Consider the following 8,396-nt stretch of genomic DNA (forward strand, 5'->3'; position numbering starts at 1 on the left):
CGGACATGGCTAACTTTTTTATCAGGCGTCCTATCTTTGCCTGGGTATTGGCTATCATTCTGATGATGGCGGGTGCTCTGGCAATCATGCAACTGCCCGTGGCACAGTACCCGACCATTGCGCCTCCTGCGGTCGCTATTTCTGCCACCTACCCTGGTGCGGATGCACAGACGGTTCAGGATACAGTCACACAGGTTATCGAACAGAATATGAATGGTATCGATAACCTGATGTATATGTCCTCCACCAGCGACTCGGCCGGGAGTGTGACTATTACGCTGACTTTCCAGTCCGGTACCGATCCCGATATCGCGCAAGTGCAGGTGCAAAATAAACTGCAGCTCGCCACTCCGCTACTGCCGCAAGAAGTTCAGCAGCAAGGGATCAGCGTCGAGAAATCCAGCAGCAGCTTTTTGATGGTCGCGGGGTTTGTTTCTGACAACCCACAAACCACACAGGATGACATTTCCGATTACGTCGCCTCGAACGTTAAAGACTCAATCAGCCGTCTGAATGGCGTGGGTGACGTGCAGCTGTTTGGTGCACAGTACGCCATGCGCATCTGGCTGGATGCAAACTTATTGAATAAATATCAGCTCACGCCGGTTGATGTGATCAATCAGTTGAAGGTACAGAACGATCAGATTGCCGCAGGTCAGTTAGGGGGGACGCCTGCATTACCTAACCAGCAGCTGAACGCTTCTATCATTGCGCAAACGCGACTGAAAGACCCTGAAGAGTTCGGCAAAGTGACTTTACGCGTGAACAGCGATGGTTCGGTTGTTCACCTGAAAGACGTCGCGCGTATCGAGTTGGGCGGGGAAAACTACAACGTCGTGGCGCGTATTAACGGTAAGCCTGCATCCGGCCTTGGGATCAAGCTGGCAACCGGGGCAAACGCGCTGGATACCGCGAACGCTATTAAAGCCAAGCTGGTTGAACTGCAACCATTCTTCCCGCAGGGAATGAAGGTGGTCTACCCGTACGACACGACGCCATTTGTGACCATCTCCATTCATGAAGTGGTAAAAACGCTGTTTGAAGCGATCGTGCTGGTGTTCCTGGTTATGTATTTGTTCCTGCAAAACATCCGGGCAACGCTCATTCCGACCATCGCCGTACCTGTCGTATTGTTGGGCACATTTGCCGTGCTTGCTGCGTTTGGCTACTCAATAAACACCCTGACGATGTTCGGCATGGTGCTCGCCATCGGTCTATTGGTCGATGATGCGATAGTGGTGGTAGAAAACGTGGAACGCGTGATGATGGAAGATCATCTGCCGCCCAAAGAGGCGACGGAAAAATCCATGTCACAAATACAGGGAGCACTGGTTGGTATTGCTATGGTGCTGTCTGCGGTATTTATCCCGATGGCCTTCTTTGGCGGTTCAACCGGGGCTATCTATCGGCAGTTTTCCATCACCATCGTTTCCGCCATGGCGCTTTCAGTACTGGTCGCGCTGATCCTGACTCCCGCACTTTGTGCAACGCTGCTGAAGCCCGTATCAGCTGAACATCACGAGAAAAGAAGCGGTTTCTTTGGCTGGTTCAATGCCAAATTCGATCACAGCGTCAATCACTACACCAATAGCGTCAGCGGTATTGTGCGTAAAACTGGGCGTTACCTGGTCGTCTACCTGATAATCGTCATCGGGATGGCGGTGCTGTTTATGCGCCTGCCAACATCCTTCCTGCCAGAGGAAGATCAGGGCGTCTTCCTGACGATGATTCAACTTCCTGCAGGCGCCACGCAAGAACGCACCCAGAAGGTGCTGGATCAGGTCACCCACTACTACCTGAACAATGAAAAAGCCAACGTTGAAAGCGTCTTTACGGTTAACGGCTTTAGCTTCAGCGGCCAGGGGCAAAACTCAGGGATGGCGTTCGTCAGCCTCAAGCCCTGGGAAGAACGTAGCGGTAACGAAAATAACGTTGAATCAATTATCGCCCGCGCTACCCGAGCGTTTAGTCAGATTCGTGATGGTCTGGTGTTCCCTTTCAACATGCCAGCCATCGTTGAACTGGGTACCGCAACGGGCTTCGACTTCGAGCTGATTGACCAGGGCGGGTTGGGACATGCTGCGCTAACCCAGGCACGTAACCAACTGCTGGGCATGGTTGCCAAACACCCTGACCTGCTGGTTCGTGTGCGCCCAAACGGGCTCGAGGATACCGCACAGTTCAAGCTGGATGTCGATCAGGAGAAAGCGCAAGCGCTTGGTGTCTCACTGTCTGATATCAACGAAACCATCTCAGCTGCGCTGGGCGGCTATTACGTCAATGACTTCATTGACCGTGGCCGCGTGAAAAAAGTGTACGTACAAGCCGATGCCAAGTTCCGTATGTTACCGGAGGACATCAATAATCTGTATGTTCGTAGCGCCAATGGCGAAATGGTTCCATTCTCCACGTTCAGTTCCGCACACTGGATCTACGGCTCACCGCGCCTGGAGCGCTATAACGGTATGCCTTCTATGGAACTGCTGGGAGAAGCAGCGCCTGGCAGAAGTACCGGTGAAGCAATGGCGCTAATGGAAAGCCTGGCGGAAAAACTGCCAAACGGTATTGGTCATGACTGGACGGGGATGTCCTATCAGGAACGACTGTCGGGTAACCAGGCACCTGCGCTGTATGCCATCTCACTAATCGTTGTCTTCCTTTGCCTTGCCGCATTGTATGAAAGCTGGTCTATTCCTTTCTCGGTGATGCTGGTTGTACCGCTCGGTGTTGTGGGCGCATTGTTAGCAGCATCACTGCGTGGGATGAATAATGATGTGTATTTCCAGGTTGGCTTACTAACCACAATCGGCCTCTCGGCTAAGAACGCCATCCTGATCGTCGAGTTTGCCAAAGACCTGATGGATAAAGAAGGCAAGGGATTGATTGAAGCGACGCTGGAGGCATCGCGCATGCGTCTTCGTCCTATCCTGATGACATCACTGGCCTTTATTCTGGGGGTTATGCCTCTGGTTATCAGTCACGGTGCAGGTAGTGGTGCGCAGAATGCGGTCGGTACAGGTGTTATGGGAGGAATGCTGACCGCAACATTGTTGGCTATCTTCTTCGTCCCCGTCTTCTTTGTTGTCGTAAGACGGCGTTTTAGTCGGCACAACGATTAATTTGTAAAATAAAGGCGTCTACGGACGTCTTTTTCACCTACGATGCTCCTCTTTATTTATTAGTAAGATAGCCATTTATTTCATTTAAACTATCCCTCTAAATTCGCCTGCGACCTTTCTTTTTATCCATTATTTTTACAATCCACATGAATTGAGATTATTCCTCATGTCAGTCCTTTTTTAAGAAGTGGTAAAATAATCACCGAGTTCGCAGATGGCTTAGCGTTTGTCTTTGCTTAATTAGCGAAACGCTTATTTTGAGGTAACACCATGAAAAGATTAATATCCGTTGCATTGCTTACCGCATTCCTGGCTGGCTGTGCACACGATTCTCCTTGCGTACCTGTATACGACGATCAGGGGCGCCTGGTTCATACCAATACCTGTATGAAAGGCACCACCCAGGATAACTGGGAAACAGCCGGAGCCATCGCCGGTGGTGCTGCAGCCGTTGCCGGACTGACGCTTGGGATTGTCGCCCTGACCAAATAAATCATCTTAAAAGCGCGGTTATTACCGCGCTTTTAGCAACAAGCATAAAATCTACATATAAGACAAAACGTTGCTTAATAGAACCTGACATGTAATAAAATTATTATAGATTTCACTCACACATCCGCGATTTGAAATTAGCATTTTTTCTGTTTTTCGTAACACCACATTTTCTTTTCATTATTCTCACGACATTAATATTAACGCCAGAAATCGTTATCACGCGTCCTGTCTGATTTTTAAATTTTTTGCGCCGAAATGTGGCTTACGTTTCAATTTTGCACCACTTCAGGGCGCTGCATTTATTTTTTCCTGTCTACACTCTGCATATTGCGTCGAATAATCAGGCGCAAAAAACTGGCACTACCTTTGCTTAAAAGAGTATGGCCAAAGCCACTGACAGGTAAAAGACGTTTTCAGAACGTTTCCATAACAATAATTCCTCCACACAGGATGCTCTATGAAAAAGATGATAATCGCCAGCCTGGCTGCGGCCGGTGTGCTGCTTGCTGTTGCAAATCAGGCACATGCCGGCGCAACACTTGATGCCGTAAAGAAAAAAGGGTTTGTGCAATGTGGGATCAGCGACGGCTTGCCTGGCTTTTCTTACGCCGATGCAAGCGGCAAGTTCTCGGGTATTGATGTTGATGTATGTCGTGGCGTTGCCTCCGCCGTATTTGGCGATGATAGCAAAGTAAAATATACCCCGCTCACCGCCAAGGAACGCTTTACCGCATTACAGTCTGGTGAAGTCGACTTGCTCTCTCGTAATACCACGTGGACCTCTTCTCGTGATGCCGGTATGGGCATGTCCTTCACTGGTGTAACGTATTACGACGGCATTGGTTTTCTTACCCACAATAAAGCAGGCCTGAAGAGCGCTAAAGAGCTGGATGGTGCAACGGTCTGTATTCAGGCGGGAACCGATACCGAACTAAACGTGGCCGACTACTTTAAAGCCAACAAGATGAAGTACACCCCCGTCACCTTTGACCGTTCGGATGAATCAGCCAAAGCTCTGGAATCTGGACGTTGCGATACGCTGGCTTCCGACCAGTCTCAGCTGTATGCCCTACGCATCAAGCTGAGCAATCCTGCGGAATGGATCGTCCTGCCAGAAGTTATTTCTAAAGAACCTCTGGGACCTGTCGTACGTCGTGGGGACGATGAGTGGTTCTCCATTGTTCGCTGGACGCTGTTCGCCATGCTAAATGCGGAAGAAATGGGTGTTAACTCGAAAAACGTCGATGAAAAAGCGGCTAATCCAGCAACACCGGATATGGCACACCTGTTGGGTAAAGAAGGGGATTATGGCAAGGATCTGAAGCTTGATAACAAATGGGCCTACAACATTATCAAGCAAGTTGGTAACTATTCGGAGATCTTTGAACGTAACGTTGGATCGGAAAGTCCGCTGAAGATCAAACGTGGACAGAACAACCTCTGGAATAACGGTGGCATTCAATATGCGCCACCGGTGCGCTAATGCGTAGTGATGTAACGGGCGCCGCAACTGCGGCGCTCAGCCCAGAGTCATAGTTACTGAGGTTTTCTTATGTTCCATCGCCGCTCAACCGTAAAAGGATCATTATCCTTTTCTAACCCTGCGGTCCGCGCCTGGTTATTTCAAATACTCGCCGTCATTGCGGTTATCAGCATTGCGGTCTATCTCATTCATAACACGATAAATAACCTGAACAATAGCGGTATTACCTCGGGGTTTTCTTTTCTCGATCGCAGCGCCGGATTTGGCATTGTCCAACATCTGATCGATTACGAGCAAGGCGATACGTATGGTCGTGTCTTTGTGGTCGGCCTGCTCAATACGCTGTTAGTTTCAGCACTGTGCATTGTTTTCGCATCAATTCTCGGTTTCTTTCTCGGGCTGGCACGCCTGTCAGATAACTGGTTATTGCGAAAGCTCTCGACGATCTACATCGAAACGTTCCGCAATATACCGCCGCTGCTGCAGATCTTCTTCTGGTATTTCGCCGTATTACGTAACCTGCCCGGCCCACGCCAGGCCGTTAACGCGCTGGATTTGATGTTCCTGAGTAACCGGGGGCTCTATATTCCGTCCCCGCAAATGGGAGAAGGTTTTTTTGCCTTTTGCACCGCTGTTGTTATCGCTATCGTCGTCACCATCGGATTATTTCGCTTCAACAGAATGCATCAGACCAAAACCGGTCAGCTACGTCGGACCTGGCCCACAGCTCTTGCGTTGATCGTACTTTTACCGGTGATTTCACAGTGGATGTTTGGCGCTGCGCTTCACTGGGATATTCCCGCGCTCCGTGGTTTTAACTTCAGTGGCGGTATGGTGCTTATTCCTGAACTGGCGGCACTAACTCTGGCGCTTTCGGTATATACCTCGGCATTTATTGCAGAAATTATTAGGGCAGGCATTCAGGCAGTTCCTTACGGCCAACATGAAGCCGCACGCTCGCTGGGTCTGCCAAATCCGGTGACGCTACGCCAGGTAATCATCCCACAGGCGCTACGCGTCATCATTCCCCCACTGACCAGCCAGTACCTGAATATCGTCAAGAACTCTTCTCTTGCAGCCGCCATTGGCTACCCGGACATGGTTTCACTGTTTGCCGGCACGGTACTCAATCAAACAGGGCAAGCCATTGAAACGATCGCCATCACCATGTCGGTATACCTGATCATCAGTCTGAGTATTTCTTTGCTGATGAATATTTATAACCGCCGTATTGCACTGATTGAGCGCTAAGGAGCCATGATGACAAAAGCACTGCTGTCTCACCCCTCGCGCCAGCGCAGCAATCCGGCAAGCCGCAGTCTACTCTGGGTGCGTAAAAACCTGTTCTCCAGTTGGTCAAATAGCCTGCTCACCCTGCTATGCGTATGGCTGATTTGGTCATTTCTTCCACCACTGTTGAACTGGGTATTTTTTCAGGCCAACTGGGTCGGCTCTACCCGGGCAGACTGCACCAAAGCGGGAGCCTGCTGGGTGTTCATTCATGAACGCTTCGGACAATTCATGTATGGGCTTTATCCCCACGATCAGCGTTGGCGCGTAAATCTGGCCCTGATGATTGGTCTGGTTTCTATTGTTCCGATGTTCTGGAAAACCATTCCTCACCGTGGCCGCTATATCGCCATCTGGGCAGTCATTTATCCGATTGTCGTCTGGTGGCTGATGTACGGTGGTTTTTTCGGGCTTGAACGCGTAGAAACGCGGCAGTGGGGCGGATTAACACTGACGCTTATTATTGCATCCGTGGGGATTGCAGGCGCGCTTCCATGGGGCATTTTACTGGCGTTGGGACGTCGTTCCCATATGCCAGTCGTGCGGGTTTTATCCGTCATTTTCATTGAGTTCTGGCGCGGTGTACCGCTGATTACCGTTCTGTTTATGTCCTCGGTCATGCTTCCTCTGTTTATGTCCGAAGGAACCAGTATCGACAAGCTTATCCGGGCGCTGGTCGGCGTTATTCTTTTCCAGTCGGCCTATGTCGCAGAAGTGGTTCGCGGAGGGTTACAGGCCCTACCAAAAGGTCAGTATGAAGCCGCGGAATCACTGGCGCTAGGTTACTGGAAAACTCAGGGGCTGGTCATTCTTCCGCAAGCCCTCAAGCTGGTTATCCCTGGCCTGGTTAACACAATTATCGCTCTGTTCAAGGATACCAGCCTGGTCATCATCATCGGTCTGTTTGATCTCTTCAGTAGCGTACAGCAGGCAACTGTGGACCCTGCGTGGCTGGGTATGTCGACGGAAGGATATGTTTTTGCCGCACTGATCTACTGGATCTTCTGTTTCAGCATGTCGCGTTACAGCCAGCATCTGGAAAAACGTTTTAACACCGGGCGTACACCGCACTGAGGAATTTATGAGCCAATTATTAATGCCGTCTACCGACTCGATGATTACACTGGAAAACGTCAACAAATGGTACGGACAGTTTCATGTCCTGAAAAACATCAACCTAAAGGTAAAACAGGGAGAGCGCATCGTATTATGCGGGCCTTCCGGTTCGGGTAAATCGACAACTATCCGCTGTATTAACCATCTTGAAGAACATCAGCAAGGACGCATTGTGGTGGATGGGATTGAACTCAATGAAGACATCCGCAATATTGAGCGCGTCCGACAAGAAGTCGGCATGGTCTTTCAGCACTTTAATCTCTTTCCTCATTTAACTGTCTTGCAAAACTGCACACTGGCGCCTATCTGGGTGCAAAAGATGCCGAAAAAAGAGGCTGAAGTACTGGCAATGTACTACCTTGAGCGGGTCCGCATTGCCGAACATGCGCATAAATATCCCGGGCAAATCTCTGGTGGACAACAACAGCGCGTGGCCATTGCACGCTCGCTGTGTATGAAACCCAAAATCATGTTATTTGATGAACCCACATCAGCGTTGGATCCTGAAATGGTAAAAGAAGTGCTGGATACCATGATAGGTCTGGCGCAATCGGGTATGACCATGCTATGTGTAACCCATGAAATGGGCTTTGCCCGCACAGTAGCTGACCGGGTGATCTTTATGGATCTTGGCGAGATTGTGGAACAGGCACCACCGGATGAGTTTTTTGCTCACCCCAAATCGGAACGCACTCGCGCGTTTTTATCGCAGGTTATTCATTAAATATATATGCCGGATACAGTTCCGGCTGATTTTCGCGTATAAATGCAAAAAGGCCATCCGAAAGGATGGCCTTTTCACTTATTTGATGTCTGGCAGTTCCCTACTCTCGCATGGGGAGACCCCACACTACCATCGGCGCTACGGCGTTTCACTTCTGAGTTCGGCATGG

Annotated in this window: 6 protein-coding genes and 1 rRNA gene; 6 read left to right on the forward strand and 1 reads right to left on the reverse strand. The window is 50.0% G+C overall.

All coding sequences use genetic code 11. The features are described 5' to 3' along the window. The first annotated feature begins 5 nt into the window (after window positions 1–5). The 6 genes from OGX94_RS14180 to OGX94_RS14205 all read left to right on the forward strand — a co-directional run bounded on the left by OGX94_RS14180 (window position 6) and on the right by OGX94_RS14205 (window position 8,227). Complete coding sequence (locus OGX94_RS14180; protein WP_008785975.1) at window positions 6–3,119, forward strand: efflux RND transporter permease subunit; 3,114 nt, start codon at window positions 6–8, stop codon at window positions 3,117–3,119. Between the two features lie 270 nt (window positions 3,120–3,389). Further along, window positions 3,390–3,611, forward strand: a complete 222-nt coding sequence (locus tag OGX94_RS14185) for a lipoprotein (RefSeq protein ID WP_003025292.1) — start codon at window positions 3,390–3,392, stop codon at window positions 3,609–3,611. A gap of 460 nt (window positions 3,612–4,071) precedes the next feature. Further along, entirely contained in the window at window positions 4,072–5,097 is a 1,026-nt protein-coding gene (locus OGX94_RS14190) for an amino acid ABC transporter substrate-binding protein (RefSeq protein ID WP_003828858.1), read from the forward strand. Window positions 5,098–5,166: 69 nt separating this feature from the next. Continuing rightward, complete coding sequence (locus OGX94_RS14195; RefSeq protein WP_003828860.1) at window positions 5,167–6,348, forward strand: amino acid ABC transporter permease; 1,182 nt, start codon at window positions 5,167–5,169, stop codon at window positions 6,346–6,348. 9 nt (window positions 6,349–6,357) lie between these two features. Then, the gene (locus tag OGX94_RS14200; protein WP_126319745.1) at window positions 6,358–7,461 is read left to right on the forward strand and encodes an amino acid ABC transporter permease; all 1,104 of its coding nucleotides are present in this window, start codon (window positions 6,358–6,360) and stop codon (window positions 7,459–7,461) included. A 7-nt stretch (window positions 7,462–7,468) separates the two neighbouring features. Continuing rightward, window positions 7,469–8,227, forward strand: coding sequence for an amino acid ABC transporter ATP-binding protein (locus OGX94_RS14205; protein WP_257662143.1), 759 nt, complete (start codon window positions 7,469–7,471; stop codon window positions 8,225–8,227). 87 nt (window positions 8,228–8,314) lie between these two features. Here OGX94_RS14205 and rrf read toward each other — a convergent pair. Beyond that, window positions 8,315–8,396, reverse strand: a 5S ribosomal RNA gene (gene rrf / locus OGX94_RS24975); the annotation flags it as partial.

This window comes from Citrobacter sp. Cpo037 (genome assembly GCF_030332945.1).
Taxonomy (GTDB): domain Bacteria; phylum Pseudomonadota; class Gammaproteobacteria; order Enterobacterales; family Enterobacteriaceae; genus Citrobacter; species Citrobacter portucalensis.